This window comes from Acinetobacter sp. GW821-FHT01E09 (assembly GCF_059422385.1).
The window spans coordinates 352,909-377,116 of the sequence record NZ_JBWKWU010000001.1; the positions used below are offsets into that span (position 1 = coordinate 352,909).

Consider the following 24,208-nt stretch of genomic DNA (forward strand, 5'->3'; position numbering starts at 1 on the left):
GATTAAGCGCGTGGATGATATTTTTCATGCAGCTGTTGCATACGGATTTGTGCGACATGGGTATAAATTTGTGTGGTCGATAAATCACTATGCCCCAAAAGCATTTGCACCACCCGTAAGTCAGCGCCATGATTTAAAAGATGCGTTGCAAAAGCATGGCGTAAGGTATGTGGTGATAGCTCAGCTTGAATTCCAGCTTGTAAGGCATAACGCTTGATGGCATACCAAAAGTTTTGACGACTCATGATGCCGCCATGTTGGGTTAGAAATAGATAATCGGTAGCAGATTTATACAGTTGCGGGCGAGATTCAGTTAAATATTTTTCCACCCATTCACACGCCATCCCGCCTAAAGGTACAAGACGTTCTTTATTGCCTTTACCTGTGATTCTTAAATAGCCTTGTTTTAAATTGATCAAATCTAACCTTAAATTTAACAGCTCTGAAACACGTAAACCACAAGCATACAGCACTTCAAACATGGCGCGATCACGCAAACCCAACGCTGTTGTGACGTCTGGTGCCTGAATCAGTGCTTCAACGTCCTGCTCCGATAAATCTTTAGGCAATGCTCGTCCGAGTTTTGGGGTTTTATGGGTCGCGACAGGATTATCTAAACGAATCTTTTGTTCACGTAAAAACTTAAAAAACGAACGTAAAGCAGAAAGTGAACGGGCAATTGACCGAGGGCTTTTGCCTTGTTTGGTGAGTTGAATAAGCACATCGGAGATGTCTTCATGTGTCCAATTCGGAAGGTAAGAATTTACACATTCACTACATTGAATTAAGTCCGATAAATAGGCGTTTCTTGTATGCGGACTGACCGTTTGCGCAATTAAATAGTCACGGAATCCCTGTAAAAAGCCTAGATTTTCAGGAATGGCAACAGCAGCAGGAATACGTGGTTTCTTATTTAGCATGGGCTTCGGTGGTGTTTAAAACTTATTTGTTGATGGAATGTAGACTAAAAGAAAACATAAGTCGAATATCGTATTTGAATGAGAATTGTAATCAAACCTTACTTGGTAATTATTCTCATTTGTATGTATAATAGTCTGTCTATCGTGTAAATTTTAGGGTTAATTGCTGTGCGTTTGTCAGACTTGAAAGTAAAGCAAACTGCCATTATCGCAAAGGTCAATCGCACCTCGCAAGATAATGTCAATCAGCCAGATTTAGTGGCGAGTCGTTTAGAAACTCTAGGTTTTGTGCCTGGCACACGTGTACAAGTGATCACAAAAGGTGTTTTTGGTGGTGATCCTATTCTCATTCAAATTGGTTTTACTCGATTTGCGTTACGTAAGATCGAAGCCGAAAAAATTGAAATACATCAGGCATTAGAAGGAGCTTCCGCATGAGCGAAACTTTACGTATTGCTTTAGTGGGAAATCCTAACTGCGGTAAAACTTCACTTTTCAACCATTTAACCGGTACGCGTCAAAAAGTTGCCAACTATGCTGGGGTGACTGTTGAACGTAAAGTGGGTACATTTAATTTACCTTCTGGTCGTGCGGTGCGTGTTCTGGATTTGCCTGGAACGTATAGCCTCGATGCAGCCAGTCCTGATGAAGCCATTACCCGTGATGTGGTTTTGGGGAAAATTGCCGGTGAACAAGATCAACAGGCATTTTTATGTGTGGTGGATGCAACCAACTTAAAATTACATTTGGGACTTGTGCTTGAAGTCATTGAACAAGGCAAACCGATTCTGCTTGTATTAAACATGATGGATGAAGCACGTCGTCGTGGGATGCAGATCAATACCCAAAAATTATCACAGCGTTTAGGTATTCCCGTGGTGGAAACGGTTGCTGTGCGTAATGCAGGGATTGAAAACTTGATGGGTGCTTTGGAAAATGAAAAATTCCACACACCAAGTGCAGAACTGAGTGATGTTAAGCTTTCAGGTTCCAATCATGAAAAAATTGACCAAATCTTAAAAGATGTGGTGATTTTTTTAGATCATGAAGACAAACGTACTGATTTTCTCGATAAGATTTTTTTACACCCCGTTTTAGGACTTCTTAGCCTTGCGCTGATGATGTTTATTGTTTTCCAAGCAGTATTCGCTTGGGCAGCGCCATTTATGGATGGTATTGAAGAATTTTTTGGCTGGTTTGGTGGCTGGATTGGGCAGTTTATTACCCAACCACTACTTCACAGCTTAGTGGTCGATGGGATCATTGCAGGTGCAGGTAGTGTAGTGGTGTTCTTGCCACAGATTCTGATTCTGTTCTTCTTTATTTTGGTTTTAGAAGAGTCAGGCTATCTACCGCGTGCGGCGTTTCTACTCGATAAATTGATGTTTAAAGCAGGCTTAAGTGGTCGGGCATTTATCCCACTGTTATCCAGTTTTGCCTGTGCGGTACCTGGGATCATGGCGACTCGAAGTATTAGTGATCCACGAGATCGTTTGGTGACGATACTGGTTGCACCGTTGATGACATGTTCAGCGCGTTTGCCAGTGTATGCCTTGCTGATTGCTGCATTTATTCCAGCGAAAATGGTTTGGGGTTTCCTTAATCTACAAGGTTTAGTGCTCTTCGGTTTATACATGGCGGGAATTGTGAGTGCGCTCATTGTTGCGACCGTGCTGAAGTTTTTCCAGAAAGATAAATCACAACATGCTTTATTGATGGAATTACCAAGCTACCGTATCCCAGATATAAAAAGTGTATGGATTGGTTTGTTGGATCGTGCCAAGATCTTCTTAAAGCGTGTCGGTGGCATTATCTTCGCTTTATCGATTTTGTTATGGTTCCTATGTACATTCCCTCAACCGCCAGAGGGTGCAACTTTACCAGATATTGACTACTCTTTTGCCGGGATGCTGGGGCATGTGATGCACCCAATCTTTGAACCGCTTGGATTTAATTGGCAAATCTGTATTGCTTTAATTCCAGCGATGGCAGCACGTGAAGTTGTGGTTGCAGCATTGGGTACGGTTTATGCTTTATCTGCAGCGGATGATGATGCAGTCGCTCAAGGTTTATCACATCTGATCAGTCAGGGTGATTTAAGCTGGTCAGTTGCAACAGGTTTATCGTTGTTGGTGTGGTTTATCTATGCACCGCATTGTTTAGCGACATTGGCTACGGTAAAACGTGAAACAGGTTCTTGGAAAACTGTTGCAGGTATGACGGTCTATTTATTTGGTTTGGCTTATTTAATGGCTTTCCTCACTTATCAAATTGCGTCAGGTTATTTTGGTCTATAAGCCAGAATCTTGAAGCAAAGGAGCTAGAGATGATTGAATTATTGATTATTGCGGTATTGGTGATTTGGAGTGCAATTTTTGTATTTAAGAAAGTCTTCCCAAAGTCAGCGTATTCGGTGTTTTCTAAACTGGCTCAATTTTGTCAGTCGCAAGGTTGGAATCGTTTAGCCAAATGGATTCAGCCTGCGATGGTGAGTGGATGCGGTGGCGGTTGTGGTTGCAGTAGTGCTGAAACGGACAATCCTAAAAAAGTTGAAGTCCAAGCAGTAAAATGGAAATGATTGGCCTCTAAATTCATTACCCTAAAAAGAAAAAAGCCATTCTAGAACATAGAGTGGCTTTTTATTTGTATGTGGGAATAGTCCATAAAAGATAATTTATCTCGTTAGCAGATAGGCATATCTTGAATGATCCAATGGTGCAGAAGTCAATTTAATCAGTATGAGCTTCTGTAGGTTGATACAAAGCACCAACTAGACTTTAGCTATGGGTTTCTTCCTCGCCATCATCTTCAAAAGTTCGTGCAATTTTTTCGATATTTAAGCTTTTAGCCATCGCATCAAAAATTTCCTTATAAGCACCATCTTGATGATAAAGATCATGATGTTCACCATGCTCAACGATTTGTCCTTCTTTCATCACATAGGTGTAATCGGCATCAATAATTTGCGAAAGGCTGTGCGAGATCATAATTACAGTTCGGCCTTGTTTAATCTCATCTAAACTTTGTTTGATTTGCTCTGAAGCGATGGCATCTAAACTCGCTGTGGGCTCATCTAAAAAGATAATCGGCGGGTTTTTAAGGAACATTCGAGCAAGTGCGATTCGCTGTTGTTGTCCGCCAGACAATAGCAAGGCATCTGCTTCATAGGCATGCGGTAATTTTACAATCTGCTCATGAATCGAGGCTTTTTTGGCAGCTGCGATGACTTCTTCATTGCTTGCATGGGGCTTACCATAACGAATATTTTCTAAAATTGAGCCTTGGAAAATATGATTCTTTTGCAATACTAAGCCAATATGTTCTCTTAAATAGTGTGTATCCAGTTGCTCTAAATCAATCCCATCGAGTTTGATACAGCCTGAGTTCGGGGCATAAAATTTATCCAGTAGGCTGATTAAGGTTGATTTCCCCGCACCTGATAAGCCGACTAAGGCTGTGATTTTATTGGGTTGAATGGTCATGTTAATTCGATGTAAGGCTTGATGACCATTCGGATAGATAAAATCAACATTTTCCAATTCAAATTTGCCATGAATTTGAGGTTTCATTAAACCACTGGCTTCGATTTCATGATCTGCTTCTAAGATACTAAAGAAGCTTTCTGAATAGATCATTGCCGAGTTAATTTCATCATAAATACGGTGCAAAGAGCGGATCGGTGCAGACACGTTATTGAACAACAATACATGGTACATGATCATCCCTATACTCATTTGTCCATCTAAAACAAAATAAGCAGTTAAAATAATGATCAGCACTACACCGACTTGTTCAATAAAGGTTTTTAGACCATCAAAAATATAGCTGGTTTGTCGAGTTTGCATCTGATTTTCAGTCAGTGACTTTTGTAAGTTCAGTTGCTTGGTGGATTCAACAGCCTCTTTATTAAAAGATTTAATCACTGTAATTGAGTTAATAATACTCAAAATACCTTGATTCTTCTTTTCCATGTTATCGCGCAAGGCCCGGCGTTTGCCGGAAAGCTTTTGTGATTGTTTAAAGGTCAGCCAAAAGTAAATTGGCACAATGATTGTTGCGACCACACCCACCCAAAAATTGGCATAATACATTAGGGCTAAAGCGATAATTGCACTGGTAAATAACGGTAAAATATCAATAAAAAAGATTTGTACCAGTCGAGTGAGCGAGCTAACTCCACGGTCGATACGGGTTTGTAATTTTCCTGCTTGGTTATTTTTCTGATCGAAAAAGGCCAATCGATAGGTAATAAACTTTTCGATAATGCCCTGAGATAGGTCCTGTGAAATTAAAATTCTGAGTTTTTCACCAAATGATTTTTGCCCAAATTGAACAATTGCATTGATGACTTCTTTGGCCAATAAAACTACAGTAATGGTAATGATAATGTGCCATCCATCCGCTAGGCCTTGTCCTGCTTGGATTAGTTGGTTAATGCTGTCTACAGCATATTTAAGTGTGAGGGCATTGACCTGAGCGGTGAGTGAGCCAATCAACGTTAACACTAAGGTAACGATGACAAGCCAGCGGTAGGGACGTACAAAGGGGCGTAATTTTTGAAATAATTGCCATAAATTCATAGGTTTTTGCTTTTTATAAGCTTGGTTTTAGTCTAAAGCTGAATAAACTTTGCTACAAGTGATTGCTATGTTTTGAATTGTGAAAGATTTTAATAATTCCTTACACTAGTCCAAATCTTCACGATCAAAATCCTATTTAAATTCTTCAACTTGCTGAATTAATTTGTATATTTATCCATGATATGACCTGTTATTCTTCATATTAAAGTTGTTCAATTTTGATCAAAAATGACTTGTTTCATGTTAAATATTGATTCATTGTTGGATGAACCCGTAGCTCATTTTAGACCATGAATTTAGATTTATTTGAACCTGAAGCACAAGATAATTTACTGCCTTATGATGGGGTAGTAAAAGACTTTGGCTTAATTTTGGATCATGAACAAAGTCAAAAATATTTAAACTATTTTCTACAGCATTTGGCTTGGCAACATGATGAAGTCTATTTGCATGGTCAATATTATAAAACTGAGCGCAAAGTGGTGTGGTATGGCGATGATGATTACCAATATCGTTATTCAGGTATGGCAAAACAAGCCCATATCTGGAATCCTGCTTTATATCGACTCAAACAGCATATCGAGCAACTCACAGGGCAAACTTATAATTCATGTCTAGCAAATTTATATGAAAATGGCTCACAAGGCGTGGGTTGGCATAGCGATGATGAGCCATCATTGGAAGCGCCCAATCACAATGTGGTGATTGCTTCATTGAGTCTAGGCGCTACTCGAAAATTCAGTTTTAAGCACAAGTGGAAAGCTAAAAAAGTAGATTTACTTTTACACAGTGGTCAGTTGATTGTAATGCAAGGGCAGACCCAACGTTATTGGAAACATACCCTCGCCAAATCTACACGAATTTTAGCGCCTCGTGTAAATTTGACCTTTCGTTACTTTTATCCAAGTGGATAAAGCTTGTCATCAAATTGTTCAAGTTTAGGAAAGTCTAATGCAGGTAAATTTTCTAAGTTATGTAAATATTGCTGATAATCAAGCAGGATTTGTTGGCGTGCTTCATTAGAAATATAAGGGACATGGTAAGCGGTAAATGGTGGCAGCACGTCAAAGCCTGCATAAGCTAAAGTTCCACGTTGAATCGGCAGTAACAAGTCTTCAATTGAACCATGAATCGCATGATCACCAAACATATGTTCACGGCCACCCAAGGTAAAGCTTAACAAGGCTTTTTTCCCCACCATGCCGCCGTGGTTATAAAAACGTTTACCACCATAGAAAATACCCGAAACGAATACGCGATCAATCCAGCCTTTTAAGATGGCAGGTACAGATGTCCAATACATGGGAAAACTTAAAATCACTAAATCTGCTTTTTGTACTTTTTCAATTTCAATCTGAATGTCTGCGGCAATCTGCTTATTTTTATAAGCATGGCGTTGCTCCAAAGCATAATTCATATATTCAGGATGGCTCAGTTCTGAGAAATCCTCTCGTGATGCGATTGGATTAAAACTCATGGCATACAAGTCTGAAACTTCAACTTGATGTCCTAATTTTTCCAAGACCTCAACAGCATGATCTTTCATCGCGGTTGTAAATGAAAGGGGTTCGGGGTGTGCATGGACGATGAGGATATTCATAACATTCCTTAATTAAAATTATGCATCATTGTTATTGGCTGCTTTAGATTATTCCTCAATGAAAATGATTCGCCAATTACTCTAATTATTTTTTTAATGGCTTAAAAGTGAACTCAATGGATAAAAAAATTGCACATAAAAAAGCCTATGTTTAAACACATAGGCTTCCTTACTCTGAGGAGGAATTGTCTTCGCAAAAACAATGTCCAAAAAATCATGGATTACTGAAGAACATAATCATATTATGAGAATATAAAAACATTATCAAGAGATAAAAACATTACAAAATGTTAAATTATCAAGATGATTGCGCTTATGGGTGAAATTCAGATAATTGGTCATTGGCAGAGAGTGCTTGATAGCGTTTTTCAATCTGTGCAGCAGACTCTTGCAAGGTTTCAATTAGTTTTGGGGTGTTGACATATTCAAAACGATTTTTTGAAGCAAGTACGGTCAATGCTAAAGGCGCTTCTTTACTTGAAAACTTCACTGGGATAGATAAGCCAGAAACATTTGGATCAAGTTCACCTTGTGAAAAATAATAACCTTGTTTTTTAATTTTTTTCATTTTATTGACAAAGGTTTCTTCATTTTCAGCAAAACCAACTTCAGTTAATTGTGTTGCAAAGCGAAGGTAATACTCATGAATTTTCTGTTTAGATAAATGCGCCATGATCACTTTAGGTGACGAGCCCATAAATACGGGACGAGGGCAACCACGACCATAAGAAAGTAAAGTTTCATCACGATACACTTCATGATGAACATCAATACAATAGTCATCATTTAAATGTGTCAGTAAACAGCAAAGTTCTGTACGTTCGGAAATTTCTTGCATAAATGGTTTGCTGATTTGAACCAATGGATCGGTGGTTCTGGAAATATAGTCCATCACAGCAATTTTAGGACCAAGGGTGTAATCGCCTGAAGTTCCATTTAAGCGTTGCAAAATATCAGCCGAAACTAATTCTTTTAAATAGCGATAGCTGGTCGGTTTAGATAAACCAAGCTCTTCACAAATCACATCGACATTAATTACTGGGCGAGACACCGAAAATAAATCCAATACGGTGAGAATTTTGCCAAAACTGGAAAGTGCCATTGATGACCTACTCAATTAGTGAGAATCAAAAAAAAATAATAATGAATGTTACTTTATAACAAATTGTTCAAGAAAAAACAGTGGAATTTGCATTGTAAATGCAAATGATTCTACATTTTTAACTTTAGTGGTTATTTTGAGAAAAAGCACTACATTTGAATATTAAAGTAAATTATATGTGTGTGAATTATCAAAATGAGATATTTTTATTGATTATTTTTGTTTTTTTTGAGATTATTGCTGATATGAATATCCAATGGTGAATTTATACTTTTTAAAAAGTATAAATTTTTATCATAAATTGAGTCCTTCTCTACTCAATCGTTGTATTTGAGCAAATGTCTAAATTTGTTCTTCTATTCACATCTTTTTAATCAACCACACTGTTTATTTGACTAAGCGGTGCGATTTTTTGGTCGCTAAAAAAGAAAATGTGATGTGTACAACAAAGCCTTATAAAAGTGGTGAATATCAGCTTCCTAGATCTTACAGAGCTAGAGATGACAGAGAAAATCAATGAAATTGAATTTATAGTGAGTTGCTTGCATGTTACTGATCAAACCCTTATTGGCTTTTAGACCCAATAAACTCGATTGGATTTTTGCGAGCAAAACTTTCATTGCAGGAATGTTGGCTCTCTATATCGCATTTGAACTCAACCTGAGCTACCCGATTTGGGCGATTGGTACAGTCTTTGTGATTGCCAATCCTTATTCGGGCATGATGGCATCAAAAAGTATCTATCGAATTTTAGGAACCTTGATCGGAGCAATTTTTGCTATCGCAGTGATGCCTCATTTGGTTAATACCCCTTGGTTATTTACCTTTGTATTGGCAACTTGGGTGGGGATCTGTCTATATCTGTCTTTAATCGACCGATCACCACGCAGTTATGTGGTGATGTTAGCGGGTTATACCGCAGTGATTATTTGTTTTAACTCGATTTACTATATCGAGACGGTGTCCATTTTCGACATGGCTGTGGGGCGTTTCTTAGAAATCTCGTTGGGTGTGGTGTGTAGTGCTGTGGTCTCTGCCACTATATTTCCTATGCATATTGGGCCTGTGGTCGAACTCCGTGTCACGAAAACCATGCAAGACACCAAACAGGCTTTTGACTCAATTTTGTCTGATCCGGCACATACAGACAATTATACTCAGCTCTTGACCAATATCACGCGTGATACAACAGATATTCATAGTATGGCTGTGCATTTAAGTTATGAAACTTCAAAATTTAAAGGCATGACCAAACCACTCCAAGAGTTGCTACATCAAGTGACGATGTTAGTGGCTAACTTGGTCGCAATGTCAGAACGGATCAAGCAACTGGATCAAATTGATTTAACTTATCGTCCGTATCTGCTTGAGTTTCACCAAAAGATTGATGATTTTTTAGAAGGTGAGAATGACATTCTTGAAGATGAGCTTAAGCACTTACCTGAACATTTTGACCAAGAATTTCAAACCATCACTGAACATGCAACTGCTAAACAACAGGTGATTTTGGGCAGTCTAAAAATGGATATTCGCCATTTTATTCAAAATGTTCGTGCAGTGAAGTTTATTTGGCAATGCATGCAGCAAGGTAATCATAGCTTACCTGAATCCATTGTACCTTTAACTACAACCTATCCCAGTTTACATCGTGATTATGGCGTTGCGGTACGTGGCGGGATATCGGCATTTTTAACCACCAACATTGCCTGTGCATTTTGGATTTTAAGTGGCTGGAAAATGGGCTTTATGGTGGCAGAAATGGCCGCAATTACAGCATGTATTTTGACCTTTTTAGATGACCCTGTACCTGCGCTAAAAATATTTATCCGCTCCAGTATTTATGCCGCTATTTTGGTTTTTATTTATGCATATGGGATTTTTCCGCATATCACCGCATTTTGGGAGTTAGCCGTTGTATTAGCCCCCTTTATTATGTTCTGTGTGATGTTGTATTTACATCCTCCTTTGCATGCACTGGGTTTACCGCTGATTATGAGTACGATTATGGGGTTAAATCTGCAAAACCGTTATTTGATGGATCAGATCACCTTTTTTGATGCTTCGATTGCAACCGTGATTGGGCCGATTATCACGGTTTGTATCATGCAAATGGTACGTTCAATGTCCCCTGAGATGACGGTAAAACGGATGTTGGCGTTACACTATAAAGCCATGCGGGAAAGTATTGCGATGTCTTATGGAACGGGCTTTAGAATTCATTTACGTAGTATGCTTGATCGTATTGGCGTGTTAAATACCAAATTGATTCAGTCAGAACAGCTCAAAATCGAAATTAACAATGCTTTGATTGAGTCGAGTGCCGCAATTGATTTAACCCGTTTGCAGGAGCTGGTCCAAAAATTGTCGCCTGAATCTACGACGACCACTGCAATTGTTAAATTACAAGGCCTACTTAACCAGTGGTTAAGCGAAAAAGCAGTAACTCAGCCTGATGATAACTTACGACAAGCATTGATTCAGCAATTTGATCAAATCTTGCAAGATGCGCAAGCGGTAGGTGATCAAGATATCCGACAGCGTATAGAAATTTCTGTGAATAATATTCGCAATAGTATTTGTCATATTCATCTGGTTGATGCGCAACCTTCAACTGTTCTAGTGGGAGCATAAATATGGGTGAGCTCAACATTTATGGTGTTTATGTCCCAATATTTTTAATTCAAGCAATTCTGGCATTCATCATCTGGAAAGTGGTGTGTATTGGTACAGATCGCTTGGTTGAAAAAGAATGGATTGCATTACCTGGAATTTTTAATATCTGTATCTATTTGATTTTATTATGGTCGATTCATTGGGTGTTTATTCAGATGACGACTTAGCCGCTGCAATAGAGCTGATTTATTTTTAAGTTTAATGATTGGAAAATTGAAATGAATACGTTTGACATACGTAAGGCAATCCGGCCGATATCATTGGGTATCGTGGTGATTATTGCGATATTTTGTGCGCTGCATATCTGGAATTACTACAATGCAGAACCTTGGACACGTGATGGGCGTGTCCGTGGCGATGTTATTCAAGTGTCTTCTGATATTGCTGGTTTAGTCACAGAGGTGATGGTTCAAGATAACCAAACCGTGAAAAAAGGGCAGGTGCTTTTTAAAATTGATTTAGCACGCCAAACTTTAGACGTGGAACAAGCAAAATCAGATCTTGCAAAAGCCCAGTCAGGACTGGCTGAAGCAGAAGCGGGGCTTGCTGAGGCAAAAGCCAATATTGTGAAATCAAAAGCCAATATCAATCTTGCAGATAAAAATGCACGTCGATATGCAGACCTGATGAATGGTGCGATCTCTAAACAAGAACAAGATCAAATGTTTGCTACACGAGATCAGTCCCATGCAGAGCATCAGCAATTGCAAGCTGCGGTACAACAAGCAGAAGCCAATATCAAACAACAAAAAGCTTTGATTGAAGCAGCAACCAGTAGTGTGCATTTGGCGCAATTGAATATGCAACGTTCAGAAGTGATTGCACCTGCAGATGGAACATTATCAAATTTTGATTTGCGCGCAGGGAATTATGTCAAAGTTGGGCAAGCTGTTGCCGCTTTACTTGATCGTAAACAGCTCTATGTTGTGGGATATTTTGAAGAAACCAAACTCAATAAAATACATCTAGGTGATTCTGCAACAGTACAACTCATGGGCGATTCTTTGAAATATAAAGGCCATGTTCAAGGGATTGCTTCAGGGATTGAGGATCGTGAACGGACCACTTCATCAGGCTTATTGGCCAATGTAAATCCAACATTCAGCTGGGTACGTTTGGCTCAACGGGTACCTGTGAAAATTATTTTAGATGAAGTGCCCCATGATTCATTGGCCTTTGTCGCAGGACGTACCGTGACAGTACATATTTTAGAACAAGCAAAAAAATAACCAGCATCCATCATTAAACTTTGATCTTGAAGCCCATTGAAAAATGGGTTTTTTTATAGATTTAGGTCTGCCATAGCGGGCATATTAATTTCCTTAACACAGCTGGCTTGACTGGTGGATAAGATAAATTTGATGGCAAGAATAACATCCTGTAAGGGAATTAACTCATGACCACTCTGTTGTAAAACCTCATCCACAGATGTATTCAGATCAAACTCAGTGGCCAAGTAGCCTAAATTTAATATACTCACCCCAATCTGGTCTTTGCGTAAACTTTCTCGGAGCGAATGGACAATGCCTCTGAGGGCAAATTTGCTGGCTGAAAAGACCACTTCTTTGCCCTTATGATTATCTAGTCCCCAGGTTGAACCAATCAAGATAATTTTTGCATTTGGAGACAATCTAAGATTCTCAATCAAGGACTGAATTGCCAAAATACAGGATTGAATATTGGTATAAATTAAATTTGATATTTCAATGTCAGTACATTGTTCAAAGTCATAATCTGCTTGAAAGGCTTTTGTCTCCCAGATTCCGACATTGTAAATCAGATAATCTATAGGCTGATTTTGAATTTGATTTTTAACTACATCCCGAGCATGTTCAGGTTTTGATAAATCAGCAGAGATCCATTTGAAATGAGCAAGGTCGCACTGTGGTTGAGAACGTGAAATACCAAAAACCAAATCTTGTGTTTGAGGTACTGCGTGTAAAATGGCTTGTCCCAAGCCTTTGCTTACACCATAGATGACATAAGTTTTTGACATTTTTAATGCTCAGTTTAAGGGGTAATTCCTTCTGGGTTTCGATACCAACTTTCAATAAATAAAGCCGCTGCAATACTATCCGCTGCTAATTTCTTTGCTCGCCCTTGCGCGTGGTAATGATCGAGTTCATCTCGTGCTTCACGTGTGGTTAAGCGCTCATCGACCATTAGAGTTTCAATATTGGTTTGATGACGTAAACGTCGTGCAAATTTGCGTGCGCGTGTGGATAATTCTGACTCGGAATCATCCATATTTAATGGTAAACCGACCAGAAATAAATTCGGTTGATGCTGTTTGATGATCTTAAGCAATTCATCCCAATTGGGGATGCCATCTTTCATTGGGAAAAGTGCAAGCGGTGTTGCACTTTCAATGATGGAGGAGCCTACAGCCATTCCCGTTTTTTGTGTACCAAAATCAAATGCAATAATCAGTTGTGGGGAATTTAAATCAGGCATGTCCAATCTCAGAAGATAACCAAGTACGATCAATCCCTATTTTACGATAAGCAGCATCCCAACGGTCGGTATAAGGCAAATTAAACACCAAATCCATATCTGAATCACAAATCAACCAATCGCCACGGGTAATTTCATCTTCAAGTTGATTTTTGCTCCAGCTGGCGTAGCCCAATGCAATTTGATAACGACCAACACCTTCATTGTGTGCAATCGCATCTAAAATATCTTTGCTGGTGGTAATACACAGATTTTCACCCACGGCAATCGAAGAGTGCCAGGTCGGTTGTCCTGTATGAATAACAAAACCCGCTTCTGGGCGTAATGGACCACCTTGTAAGACTTCATGCGGATGCACATTATCAGCTTCAATTTCTAAGTCATTCAAAAGTTCTTTGACTTGAATACCTGAAGGTCGATTGATAATAATACCTTGCGCACCATCTTCATCATGACGGGCAAGATAGATTACCGTATTGGCAAAGAAATCATCAGCAAGATCAGGTGGTGCAATCAAGCAGCGATGAGAAAGATATTGTTTTGGCACCGATATGCAACTCCTTTTCAATCCGCTTAAATAATTTTAATTGTTCAAATAAAATCTATACCTATATAAATAGCACAATTAATATCAATAGGTTGTGAATATTTTAAAAGCCTGCAAAAACAGCCTAAGTTTTTCATCAATATGTTTAAAATATAAACAAAATGGTGTCCAAATAAAAATGTACATCCCTATAAAAGCGATGCAATAGGACAAGTGAATAGATAAAAACGCTTATATTCCAAAATAGGAATAAAAAACCAGTAGCGTGCTGACTGGTTTTTTATAGGAGTATTCTTTTTTATACACTAGATTGAGGCATTAAGACGGCTGAAATTTCAATTGTCTTAATTGTTTTGCATGTTGCAAGGTGGTTTCACCAATTTCAATACCGCCTGTCATACGAGCCAATTCTAAAATAAGTTGCTCTTCTTCTAGTGCAATGATGGTACTACTTGCAGGATCTGTTTGTAGTTTTTTCACCAATAGGTGTTGATCGGACTGGGCCGCAACCTGAGCTTGGTGAGTAATACATAAAATTTGAACGTGTTGACCTAAGCCTGCCAATAAGCGCCCGACAATTTCAGCGGTACCACCACTGATTCCGACATCAATCTCATCAAACACTAAAACTTCTGCTTCAGTTTTTTCGGCATTCATCACTTGCATGACCAATGCAATACGTGACAGCTCACCACCAGAAGCAACACGTGCCAGCGGTTGAGGTGGAATCCCTTTATTGGCAGTAAAGAGCAATTGAATAAAGCTTACACCTTCCGCAGAAACTTGTTCCAGCGGTTCAAATCTAAATTCAAAATGTGCTTCTGGTAGCGCCAGTTGTTTGACTTGCTCAGTCAGTTGCTTGGCTAAAGGTTCAGCAGCATCACGACGAATCTGATCTAAATGTTGTGCTTTCTCTACAAACACTTGATGAGATTGTTCAACTTGCTCAGCAAGGGTTTCAGGATCTTCAAGTTGATGTAGTTGCTCTAATTCATTTTGCCATATTTCATATTGCTGTTTGAGTTCATCGGGCTGAATACGGTACTTACGTGCCAAGCGATGAAAGACTTCGAGTTGTGTATTTAACTCATCCATACGTTCAGGATCAAAACTTTGACGGTCTATAAACTGACGTAAATTTGCCGTTGCGTCATCAATTTCACTTTGTGCGTTGATCAATGAATTGTAAATTTCAGACAGCAGTTCACTACGCCCAGCATGGGATTCTAAACGTCGAATAATTGAAGAAATTTCTTGGGTAATATTTTGTTCAGATTCATCAAGAACATTTAAGCTATAGCCACAGTCCTGCATGATGTGTTCATGGTGACTTAAACGATCAAATTCTTGTTCGATTTCTTTATAATCAATACGAATGACATCTTCGAGTTCTTCAAGTTGTAATTTTAAAGTGTCAATACGTTGCAGGCGATTGGCTTGTGCATCAATCGCTGCTTGATGTGTACGAATATTTTTTTGCCAAGTACTATACGCATCACGCACGTCTTGAGCAGGCTGATAAAAATTACTATAACGATCTAACCAGTGCTTAGGGTAGGGCGGCTCAAGCAGTTGTTGTTGGCTATGTTGACTGTATAGCTGTACCAAGAGGCGTCCAAGTTCTTTCAATTCAGCGAGGCTACTAGGACGGCCATTGATCCATGCTTTGCTGCGACCTGTTGCAAAGATCACCCGTCTTAAATGGATTTCACCAGATTCATCATCTAATTCATGGGTGTTGAGCCAATTTGCTTCAGGACTCTGTGCTTGATAGCTAAAAACGGCGGTAATATCGGCTTTTTCAGCACCATAACGCACATAATTGGTATCGGTACGTTCACCTAAACAGGCTGACAATGCATCTAATAATAATGATTTACCCGCACCTGTTTCACCTGTAAGCACGTTGAACCCTTGCTCGATATCAATAGCAAGGTTATCAGCTAAAGCAAAATTGATCAGATTTAAGTGTGTCAGCATAAACGCATCCAAGCTGCGAACGGTGAAGTTCTAAGATAGTGAAGTTTTGGTGTGGTCACAAGTCAGAACGTATTCTAATACGAAGTAATTTTAAGCATTCTAAATAATTTTAATATGAAAATGTAATTTCCTTTGCTTAAGTTGCCAGTAAAAACATCAAAATAGATAAATCTTATTGAATTAAATAAAAAATGAAGCAGTTATCTAGATTTTTTATGACTGATTTTATGCAATAGACATTTGAATCTATTGATCCGCATCTTTTATCAGCCAATATTGAAACAAGACATTTCTTCAGTCTAAGTAGGGAATAAATTGATCATCCACAGGGTTGGTATTTTTGGTGACATGTATTGTGGTTTTGGGTCTTTATTGTTAGAGAAGCTTAAGCTTTGATCTAAGCGGATTGATAAAGCAGAGCAAAAATAGAAATAGCTTAAGCTTAAAAACATAGATTGATTAGTTTGCGGAGCAACATTAAACTACATCGAACATAATTTTTATAAATGCGCATTATCTGGAGAATACGCATGTCAGCTCAGTATGATCATGTATCAGTAGTTAAAAAATCTAATGTATATTTTGGCGGTTTATGTATTAGCCACACTGTGCAGTTTGAAGACGGAACCAAAAAGACTTTAGGGGTCATTCTTCCAACAGAAGAAGCTTTAACATTTGAAACACATGTGCCTGAACGTATGGAAATTATTTCTGGTGAATGTCGCGTTAAAATCGCAGACAGTGAAGAAAGTGAGTTGTTCCGCGCAGGTCAGTCATTCTATGTGCCTGGCAATAGTCGTTTTAAAATTGAAACGGATGACGTTTTAGACTACGTTTGCCATTTAGAAGGCTAATTAAAAAAGCTTTGCTTAAAGTAGACCTATGCTGTTGTTTTTAAATTAGGCAAAGAATTTTTAAGCGAAATCGGTTAGACTAAAGCATCAAATAGAATCCTGTAAAGTTGGCTTTGCAGGATTTTTCATTCCTATCATCATGTTGTTAATGAGGTTGTTCATGGCGAAGTCCGAATATTATTATGGCGTTCATTCAGTGGAGTCATTATTGGAGTTAGAACCTGAACGTGTTTTAACCTTATTTACCTTAAAAGGTCGTGATGATCAGCGTTTACAGCGCATTCTCCAGCTTGCAGAGCCTTTTGGAATCAGTGTCCAAAAAGCAAGTCGTGATAGCTTGGAAAAGTTGGCAGGTCAACCTTTTCACCAAGGCGTGGTCGCAGCTGTTCGCCCACATCCTGTATTAAATGAAAAAGATTTAGATCAGCTTCTAGAGTCAACCCAACAACCTTTATTGTTGGCTTTAGACCATATCACGGATCCGCATAATCTGGGCGCATGTATCCGTACAGCGGCAGCTATGGGTGTAGAGGCTGTGATTGTCCCGCGTGACCGTGCGGCAACATTGACCCCGACTGCACGTAAAGTTGCAGCAGGCGGTGCTGAAAAGGTGAAGTTTATTCAAGTCACCAATTTGGCGCGTACGCTTGGGCAAATCAAAGAAAATTATAATGTTCGTGTGGTCGGCACTATGCTCGATGAAAAGGCGTTGCCTATTCAGAACTTTGATTTTACAGGAACACCGGTATGTGTGGTGATGGGTGCGGAGGATACGGGATTGCGTCCAATCACCCAATCGCAATGTGATCAAACCGTATTTATCCCAATGGCTGGAAACTTACAAAGTTTAAATGTAAGTGTGGCTACTGGTATGGCGTTATATGAAGCATGCCGTCAACGCCAACAAAGTGAATGATTTAGTTTAAATTGTATCGGTAAGATTAGAGAAGCAACATGATGACCTCCCGTACTCAAGGCTACATGTATGTCGCCATTACAATGTGTATTTGGGGAGGTTTTACGATTACCTCAAGACTGAATGCAATTTGGCATATCAGTCCATGGGATATCACCGCATTACGCTTTTCTTTGGCATTTTGTATTCTGATGCCGATTTTAATCTATAAAAAAGACACGGCTTTTCTATTTAACAAACAACCTTTTATTTTAGCGATGATTGGCGGTGTTGCCTATTGTTTGACGTCATATACTGCATTTCACTTTGTCCCTGCGGCACATGCTGCCATTTTTTTAAATGGTTGTATTCCATTGTGTACAGCTTTGGCTGGTTTCTTACTTTATCGCCAACCATTTGATAAACATATATGGATCAGTTTAATCATCATGCTCTCTGCGATTTCTGTGATGAGTTTTTTGATGTATAGCGAAACAGGCGTTGCTTTTGGTATTGGTGATTTACTCTTTTTTATCAGTGCAATTTGGTGGGGGACTTTTACCGTATTACTGCGTCAATGGCAACTTTCCGCATGGCACGCCATGGCAGGTGTTGCGATTTGGTCGGCGATCGTTTATGTCCCAATTTATTTGTTGTTTTTACCTAAACATTTAGATCAAGTGTCCACACCACATTTGGTCATGCAAACGTTGTTTCACGGTATTTTTGTGGTGATCATTGCGACTTTGGCTTATGTCGAAGCAATTAAACGATTAGGTGCTTTTAAAACAGGCAGTATCGTCACACTTGCGCCTTTTATTGCCGCAATTATCGCCGTACCCTTGTTAAATGAACCGATAAGCCTTGCAATGCTGTGTGGTTTGATTGGTATGGGCATTGGTGCTTTACAGCCTTGGCGTTGGTTTACACATAAAGACAGTTTGCAGCAGCAGTTAGATAAGAATAAATAGATCAAACAGGTTAAATTGATACAAAACTGATTGATAGAAACCTATTTGAAAGTGATGAGGCACACAATTTACTGCTGTGCCTGTTTTAGATACTGTTGATGTAAAGACTCTAATCTCGCATATAGATGATCTATATGTCCATCATTGAGCACAATATCATCTGCTAATTTTTGTTTTTCATGGCGTGGCATTTGGGCTGCAATAATTTTCTGAATTTGTTCGATGGATTGGCCATCTCGTTGTGAAGCACGTAAGATTTGCATGTCTTCACTGGCATCAATCAGTAGAGAGCGCTGGGTGAGTTCATGTTGATTGGTTTCAAACAGTAGCGGTGAAACCAAAATTACATAAGGACTGGTTGCTGCTTGTAATTGTTGAATAATCTCAGCGCGAATCGCAGGATGGGTAATTGATTCAAGTTGTTGTCGTGCTAATGGGTCTTTAAAAATATGTTCTCTCAATGCACGACGATCAAGTTTACCATTGCTGAATAGTACCCAATCCCCAAAAACCTCTTTAATTTGTTGAAGCGCGGGTTGTCCTTTTTCAACAATTTCTCTTGCAACAATATCTGCATCAACAACTGTAATCCCTTGGGTTTCAAACCATTGACTTGCTGCGGATTTACCGCTACCAATTCCACCTGTTAAACCCAAGATAAACGTCATTGCGCATTCCTAATACTGTGTTGAAATTATTGACCCAAATATACTTTCATAATTTGCTCACCCCATAAAAACGCAATCCATCCTGCAATTGCAATATAAGGACCAAAGGCAAAAGGCACATTTTCTTTACGAATCTTAAGTAAAATAATACCAATGATCGCACCCACTACAGAAGACAGTAGGATAATTAACGGTAACATCAATGGTCCCATCCAAGCGCCAAGTGCAGCAAGTAGCTTAAAGTCACCATAGCCCATGCCTTCTTTGCCTGTCACTATTTTAAATAGATAGTAGACAATCCAAAGACACAGGAAGCCAATAATATAACCCCAAATTGCAGCACTTGCTGTTGTATAGAGATGATATGAGTTAATGCCTAAACCCATTGCCGCCAAGGTTAAGGTAAAGCGATCTGGAAGTAACTGAGTGTCAAAATCAATAAAAGTAAGCGTGATCAGCACCCATGTCAGTAGTACACCAAAAACCATTTGTAGCGTTGGACCATAAACAGCAACGACTGTCAATGAACACACCGCAGTTAAAAGCTCAACCAATGGATAGCGAATATTAATCGGGTTTTGACACGAAGCGCATTTGCCTCTTAAAACCAACCAACTGATGATGGGGATATTTTGATACCAGCGAATTGGGGTTTTACATTTGGGACAGGTAGAGGCTGGTTGACTGAGACTGAGCTTTTCTTCATCAATCACAATCTGTTGTGAACCTGCCAGTAATTGGCATTCTGCATGCCATTCCTGTCGCCATTCTTTTTCCATCATCTTGGGGGTACGGTAAATGACTACATTTAAAAAGCTACCGACACATAACCCTAAAATACCAACAGTAAAATAGAGTACTGTTGGTGATTGAATAAGAAAATTTAATAAATCATAGAGCATATTCATCATTATCAACTAACCACAGAGCCCATTTGGAAAATTGGCAGATACATTGCAATCACTAAACCACCCACAAGTACACCTAAAATAGCCATAATTAAGGGTTCCATCATTGAGGTTAAGCCATCCACAGCATTGTCGACCTCATTTTCAAAGTGTGTTGCAACTTTATCCAACATCGCATCAAGCGCACCCGATTCTTCTCCAATCGCCACCATTTGAACAGCCATAGAGGGGAACTTATTGGTTGCACGCATGGCAAAGTTAAGCTGTTGCCCAGTAGCAACATCCTCACGAATTTTCATTACTGCTTGTTCATAAACCACATTGTTGGTGGCGCCTGCTGTGGATTCTAAAGCTTCAATGAGCGGTACCCCTGCGGCAAAAGTTGTGGCAAGTGTACGGCTATAACGAGCAATAATGGCCTTATAAACCAGATCACCAAAAATAGGCAGTTTCAGTACTGTCCGATCTAAAAAATTTTGAAATTTTTTACTGCGTTTTTTTGCTTCTAAAAAAGCAGTAATCATAGCAGCGATAAAGATAATCAAAATAAACCAATAGCTTTGCATCCAGTTGGACATGTTGACCACCATCTGAGTAAATGCGGGTAGGTCTGCGCCAAAAGAGCTAAATAAGTCCTGAAAGACAGGGACAACTTTAACCATTAAAATAATGGTAACAATGATCGCAACAACGATGACCGAGATTGGATATTTCATGGCTTTTTTAATTTTTTGTTTAAGAAGTTCACTCTTTTCCTTATAAATTGCCACCCTATCGAGCATGGTTTCTAAGGCGCCCGATTGTTCGCCAGATTCGACTAGTGAGCAAAACAAGCTATCAAAATAGCGAGGGTATTTTTTTAATGCACCAGCAAAGGTATTCCCCCCTTCAACTTCACTTTTAATCCCCAATACGATTTCACGCATTGAGGGGTTTTCTAGTCCTTCTGCAACGATTTCAAAGCTTTGCACTAAAGGCACACCCGCTTTCATCATTGTGGCGAGTTGACGAGTAAAAATGGTAATATCTAAAGTGGAAATGCCTTTTTTCATTAAACCTTCAAGAATATTTTTCCTTTTTTCTCGAATGGTTTTTATGGTGATGCCTTGTTTACGTAGTGTGACTTTGGCAAGCGCCATATTGCGAGCAGGTAACTCACCTTTGATTTGGATCCCTTTACGATCAACCCCGTCATAAGCAAATGTCGGCATCATTTGAGCTTTTTTAGCTGCCATCATAATTTCCTTGAATATTGATTATATTTATTCGCTAGTCACACGGTTAATTTCTTGTAAAGAGGTTAACCCATTGATGACCTTAATTAAACCTGAACGTCTTAGATTATCAAACCCCAATTTTTCAGATGCCGCTGCAATTTGAAGTGCATTGCCATCTTCCATGATAATTTTTGAAATTTCAGGTGTTACTTTCATCACTTCGTAGATCCCGACACGACCTTTATAGCCTTCACGGCATTCACTACAACCCACAGGTTGAAAAATTTGTAAGTCAGGATTGCTTAAGTCTTGTTCGGTAAAGCCCATTTCTAACAGACTCTGTCTAGGGATTTCAACGGGTGCTTTACAATGATTACATAAACGTCTTGCCAATCGTTGTGCAATCACAAGATTGACTGAGGTGGCAATATTAAATGAAGGTACACCCATATTACGTAAACGGGTTAATGTTTCAGGTGCGCTGTTGGTATGTAGGGTAGACATCACCATATGCCCCGTTTGAGCCGCCTTGATCGCAATTTCAGCAGTTTCGAGGTCACGGATCTCACCGACCATGATAATGTCTGGATCTTGACGCAGGAATGATTTTAGTGCCACAGAAAATGTGAGGCCTGCTTTAAGATTGACATTGACTTGATTGATCCCTTCCAAGTTAATTTCAACTGGATCTTCGGCTGTGGAAATATTTGAACTTTCTGTATTGAGGATATTTAAGCCCGTATAGAGAGAAACAGTTTTACCTGAACCTGTTGGCCCTGTAATCAGTAACATGCCTTGAGGTTTTTCTAAGGCCTCCATAAATAGTGCTTTTTGCTTTTCTTCATAACCCAATGCATCAATACCCAACATGGCACTGGAAGGATCAAGAATACGCAGTACCAATTTTTCGCCAAATAATGTCGGTAGTGAGTTCACACGAAAATCAATGGCTTTGGTTTTTGAGAGTTTTAACTTAATACGACCATCTTGTGGAACACGCTTTTCAGAAATATCCATTCTAGACATAACTTTTAAGCGGGATGCCAAACGACTTGCCAATTGTAAGGGGGGATTGGTAATGGTTCTTAGTACACCATCTACACGATAACGCACCCGATAACTTTTTTCATAAGGTTCAAAGTGTAAATCTGATGCACCCATACGAATTGCATCAACCAAGAGTTTATTAATATATTTAACAATAGGTGCTTCTTCTTCAGATGCTTCGTCATCATCTTCTGATGGCGGTGTGTCATCAGTGGCAATAATATCAACATCAAAATCTTCATCACCAAAATTAAAGCTTTCTTCTACTGTAAAGTGCTTTTCTAAATATTTTTCTAATTTATGATGTTCAACAATAATTGGTTCAATATTTAAACCGCAGTTAAAACGAATAGCATCTAGCGCCTCTATATTGGTTGGATCACTGGTGGCAACGTATAAAATATTGCCGCGTTGAACCAAAGGAATTACTTTATGTTTGCTAACTAAATTTGGGTCAATAAGCTCCTTGGGCAGCATTTCAGAATTAAAGCTGTCCAAATCAAAAATGGGCTCTCCAAATTCTTCGGAGATCATTTCAGCAATGATCAATGGTGGTATATTTAATTTTTCACTGAGATAGGCAACGATACTCACTTTATTTTTTTGAGCGTTACTCAGCGCATCTTTCATTTGCTGGGCAGATAAAAAACCTTCGTCGACTAAGCGACGGATATACCCCGAAAACTTAGGTGAACCATTTTGCATAGACATCCCCAAAACACATTAAATTTCATTTTATAATTGGAATACGAAAATTATACGATGATCCTTAGAAATATCTAGAATTAAACGTATTTTTTATAGAAACATATTTGAAAATAACTTGAGCCAATCAGGCTTTTTACCGTTATCTTTGAAATGATTTATGTTTCTTTGCTTTATATTAAAGCATGACTTTAAATGAGATGACTGAATTGATAAAGAAAAAATACTTTAAAAATATAAATTCCGTGTAGAATGTGCACATTTTCGATAAAAGGTTAGATGTATGTCGGGTTCGACTATTACTCCTTGGGTTGTCGGCAATTGGAAAATGAACCCAATGCAAGCGAATTCGCAACAGCTCATTCAAGATTTAAATCAGTATTTACAACAATCACCGATTACAGAACAACAATGTTATATTGGTGTTGCGCCTATTTCTATTGCATTACTGTCTGTGCAAAAATTACTTAAAGATGCGCATTCACCAGTCAAAGTTGTCGCACAAGATCTTTCTCAAATGGCAGGCACAGGCGCTTATACCGGCGAAGTGAGTGCTGAACTACTCAAAGACAGCCAGATTGATTATGTGTTGATTGGGCACTCAGAACGTCGAGAAATTTTTGGCGATGATGTTGCAAAAATTAAAGCGAAATTATCAAATGCTTTAAATGCTGGGCTTCAAGTGATTTATTGTGTAGGTGAAAGCTTAGAACAACGTGAAGCAGGGCAGGCAGAGCAAGTGGTTTTACAACAAATTTGTGATCTCGCAGCGGTTTTAAAAGCAGAGCAATGGCACAATATTGTGATTGCCTATGAACCGATTTGGGCGATTGGAACAGGTAAAACAGCCTCTCCACAAGATGCTCAGGCAATGCATGCAAAAATTCGCGAAGGTTTAACTCAAATTACGGCCCAAGCTCAACATACAGCGATTTTGTATGGCGGTAGTGTCAAACCTGAAAATGCAGTAGAGTTAGCTGCTTGTCCAGATATCAACGGTGCGCTGGTTGGTGGTGCATCACTTAATGCTGAGTCATTTTATAAAATTGCTCAAGCATTTGCTAAAACAGAAGAATAGGAGTTCAGC

At 39.0% G+C, this 24,208-nt stretch carries 23 protein-coding genes; 11 read left to right on the plus strand and 12 right to left on the minus strand.

The annotated features are described in order from the left end of the window. Positions 1-2: 2 nt before the first annotated feature. Complete coding sequence (xerD, locus tag AC07U8_RS01630) at positions 3-920, minus strand: site-specific tyrosine recombinase XerD (protein WP_004718381.1); 918 nt, start codon at positions 918-920, stop codon at positions 3-5. Between the two features lie 168 nt (positions 921-1,088). Here xerD and AC07U8_RS01635 point away from each other — a divergent pair, with 168 nt between their 5' ends. The 3 genes from AC07U8_RS01635 to AC07U8_RS01645 are packed head-to-tail and all read left to right on the plus strand — an operon-like array spanning position 1,089 to position 3,498. Next, positions 1,089-1,358: a FeoA family protein gene (locus AC07U8_RS01635; RefSeq protein WP_004718380.1), complete on the plus strand. Its 270-nt coding sequence runs from the start codon at positions 1,089-1,091 to the stop codon at positions 1,356-1,358. Then, the gene (gene feoB / locus AC07U8_RS01640) at positions 1,355-3,217 is read left to right on the plus strand and encodes a ferrous iron transport protein B (protein WP_096732732.1); all 1,863 of its coding nucleotides are present in this window, start codon (positions 1,355-1,357) and stop codon (positions 3,215-3,217) included. The genes AC07U8_RS01635 and feoB overlap by 4 nt, the downstream gene beginning before the upstream one ends. A 29-nt stretch (positions 3,218-3,246) precedes the next feature. After that, positions 3,247-3,498, plus strand: a complete 252-nt coding sequence (locus AC07U8_RS01645; protein WP_004718378.1) for a DUF6587 family protein — start codon at positions 3,247-3,249, stop codon at positions 3,496-3,498. 199 nt (positions 3,499-3,697) lie between these two features. Here AC07U8_RS01645 and AC07U8_RS01650 read toward each other — a convergent pair whose 3' ends face one another. Beyond that, positions 3,698-5,500, minus strand: a complete 1,803-nt coding sequence (locus AC07U8_RS01650; protein WP_494737195.1) for an ABC transporter ATP-binding protein — start codon at positions 5,498-5,500, stop codon at positions 3,698-3,700. 290 nt (positions 5,501-5,790) lie between these two features. On the opposite strand from AC07U8_RS01650, the gene AC07U8_RS01655 reads away from it, so the two are divergent. Beyond that, entirely contained in the window at positions 5,791-6,414 is a 624-nt protein-coding gene (locus tag AC07U8_RS01655; protein WP_494737196.1) for an alpha-ketoglutarate-dependent dioxygenase AlkB family protein, read from the plus strand. Here the strand turns inward: AC07U8_RS01655 and AC07U8_RS01660 are convergent. After that, entirely contained in the window at positions 6,399-7,100 is a 702-nt protein-coding gene (locus AC07U8_RS01660) for an NAD(P)H-dependent oxidoreductase (RefSeq protein ID WP_494737197.1), read from the minus strand. The genes AC07U8_RS01655 and AC07U8_RS01660 overlap by 16 nt on opposite strands. A 313-nt stretch (positions 7,101-7,413) precedes the next feature. Next, positions 7,414-8,202: an IclR family transcriptional regulator gene (locus tag AC07U8_RS01665; protein ID WP_004818582.1), complete on the minus strand. Its 789-nt coding sequence runs from the start codon at positions 8,200-8,202 to the stop codon at positions 7,414-7,416. 546 nt (positions 8,203-8,748) lie between these two features. On the opposite strand from AC07U8_RS01665, the gene AC07U8_RS01670 reads away from it, so the two are divergent. The 3 genes from AC07U8_RS01670 to AC07U8_RS01680 are packed head-to-tail and all read left to right on the plus strand — an operon-like array spanning position 8,749 to position 12,104. Then, positions 8,749-10,833: an FUSC family protein gene (locus tag AC07U8_RS01670; protein WP_494737198.1), complete on the plus strand. Its 2,085-nt coding sequence runs from the start codon at positions 8,749-8,751 to the stop codon at positions 10,831-10,833. 2 nt (positions 10,834-10,835) lie between these two features. Then, the gene (locus AC07U8_RS01675; protein ID WP_004818586.1) at positions 10,836-11,042 is read left to right on the plus strand and encodes a DUF1656 domain-containing protein; all 207 of its coding nucleotides are present in this window, start codon (positions 10,836-10,838) and stop codon (positions 11,040-11,042) included. Between the two features lie 51 nt (positions 11,043-11,093). Further along, a complete protein-coding gene (locus tag AC07U8_RS01680; RefSeq protein WP_494737199.1) occupies positions 11,094-12,104 on the plus strand; it encodes an HlyD family secretion protein in 1,011 nt (336 codons plus the stop codon). Positions 12,105-12,157: 53 nt separating this feature from the next. Here AC07U8_RS01680 and AC07U8_RS01685 read toward each other — a convergent pair whose 3' ends face one another. The 4 genes from AC07U8_RS01685 to recN form a co-directional block, all read right to left on the minus strand. Then, complete coding sequence (locus tag AC07U8_RS01685; RefSeq protein WP_056516600.1) at positions 12,158-12,871, minus strand: SDR family NAD(P)-dependent oxidoreductase; 714 nt, start codon at positions 12,869-12,871, stop codon at positions 12,158-12,160. A gap of 14 nt (positions 12,872-12,885) precedes the next feature. Further along, complete coding sequence (gene ruvX, locus AC07U8_RS01690) at positions 12,886-13,329, minus strand: Holliday junction resolvase RuvX (protein ID WP_004818593.1); 444 nt, start codon at positions 13,327-13,329, stop codon at positions 12,886-12,888. Further along, complete coding sequence (locus AC07U8_RS01695; RefSeq protein ID WP_105714632.1) at positions 13,322-13,876, minus strand: YqgE/AlgH family protein; 555 nt, start codon at positions 13,874-13,876, stop codon at positions 13,322-13,324. The genes ruvX and AC07U8_RS01695 overlap by 8 nt, the downstream gene beginning before the upstream one ends. 318 nt (positions 13,877-14,194) lie before the next feature. After that, complete coding sequence (gene recN, locus AC07U8_RS01700) at positions 14,195-15,856, minus strand: DNA repair protein RecN (RefSeq protein ID WP_494737200.1); 1,662 nt, start codon at positions 15,854-15,856, stop codon at positions 14,195-14,197. Between the two features lie 530 nt (positions 15,857-16,386). Here recN and ppnP point away from each other — a divergent pair. The 3 genes from ppnP to AC07U8_RS01715 all read left to right on the plus strand — a co-directional run bounded on the left by ppnP (position 16,387) and on the right by AC07U8_RS01715 (position 18,576). Next, positions 16,387-16,710 carry a pyrimidine/purine nucleoside phosphorylase gene (ppnP, locus tag AC07U8_RS01705; RefSeq protein WP_004718357.1) on the plus strand — a complete coding sequence of 108 codons (324 nt, stop codon included), beginning with the start codon at positions 16,387-16,389 and terminating at the stop codon, positions 16,708-16,710. Between the two features lie 160 nt (positions 16,711-16,870). After that, positions 16,871-17,626, plus strand: coding sequence for a 23S rRNA (guanosine(2251)-2'-O)-methyltransferase RlmB (rlmB, locus tag AC07U8_RS01710; protein ID WP_105714634.1), 756 nt, complete (start codon positions 16,871-16,873; stop codon positions 17,624-17,626). A 38-nt stretch (positions 17,627-17,664) separates the two neighbouring features. Further along, a complete protein-coding gene (locus AC07U8_RS01715) occupies positions 17,665-18,576 on the plus strand; it encodes a DMT family transporter (protein WP_494737201.1) in 912 nt (303 codons plus the stop codon). A 68-nt stretch (positions 18,577-18,644) separates the two neighbouring features. On the opposite strand, the gene coaE is transcribed toward AC07U8_RS01715, so the two are convergent. From coaE to pilB, 4 genes are read right to left on the minus strand one after another with little or no spacing between them, the layout of a single operon-like run. Continuing rightward, the gene (gene coaE / locus AC07U8_RS01720; RefSeq protein ID WP_494737202.1) at positions 18,645-19,244 is read right to left on the minus strand and encodes a dephospho-CoA kinase; all 600 of its coding nucleotides are present in this window, start codon (positions 19,242-19,244) and stop codon (positions 18,645-18,647) included. A gap of 26 nt (positions 19,245-19,270) precedes the next feature. Then, positions 19,271-20,152: a prepilin peptidase gene (locus AC07U8_RS01725; protein WP_494738571.1), complete on the minus strand. Its 882-nt coding sequence runs from the start codon at positions 20,150-20,152 to the stop codon at positions 19,271-19,273. A 5-nt stretch (positions 20,153-20,157) separates the two neighbouring features. Beyond that, complete coding sequence (locus AC07U8_RS01730; RefSeq protein ID WP_494737203.1) at positions 20,158-21,387, minus strand: type II secretion system F family protein; 1,230 nt, start codon at positions 21,385-21,387, stop codon at positions 20,158-20,160. A 27-nt stretch (positions 21,388-21,414) separates the two neighbouring features. Beyond that, positions 21,415-23,127 (minus strand): type IV-A pilus assembly ATPase PilB, encoded by a 1,713-nt coding sequence (gene pilB, locus AC07U8_RS01735; protein ID WP_494737204.1) that lies wholly within the window; start codon positions 23,125-23,127, stop codon positions 21,415-21,417. A 277-nt stretch (positions 23,128-23,404) separates the two neighbouring features. Here pilB and tpiA point away from each other — a divergent pair, with 277 nt between their 5' ends. Then, a complete protein-coding gene (gene tpiA, locus AC07U8_RS01740) occupies positions 23,405-24,199 on the plus strand; it encodes a triose-phosphate isomerase (protein WP_494737205.1) in 795 nt (264 codons plus the stop codon). Positions 24,200-24,208 lie beyond the last annotated feature (9 nt).